Origin of the sequence: Nocardioides oceani (assembly GCF_030412965.1) — a bacterium.
Lineage (GTDB): Bacteria > Actinomycetota > Actinomycetes > Propionibacteriales > Nocardioidaceae > Nocardioides > Nocardioides oceani.
The window spans coordinates 1-279 of the sequence record NZ_JAUHJQ010000153.1 but is presented as its reverse complement, the minus strand read 5'-3'; the positions used below and the strand labels follow the sequence as shown (position 1 = coordinate 279).

General features: G+C 44.8%; 1 pseudogene. It reads left to right on the top strand.

The features are described 5' to 3' along the window. Window positions 1–279 (top strand): annotated as a pseudogene (locus tag QWY28_RS24760) (F0F1 ATP synthase subunit beta); the annotation flags it as partial.

Sequence of the window (279 nt, the reverse complement as noted above, 5' to 3'; positions counted from 1 at the left end):
AAGGAAATGACCTTTATTGGGAAATGAAAGAATCTGGTGTTATTGAAAAGACAGCTATGGTCTTTGGTCAGATGAATGAACCGCCTGGAGCACGGATGCGTGTTGCTCTTACTGGTCTTACCATCGCTGAATACTTCCGTGATGTAGAAGGTCAGGATGTGCTTCTTTTCATTGATAACATTTTCCGTTTTACCCAAGCAGGTTCTGAAGTTTCAGCTCTTCTTGGCCGTATGCCATCAGCCGTTGGTTATCAGCCAACCTTGGCAACTGAAATGGGGC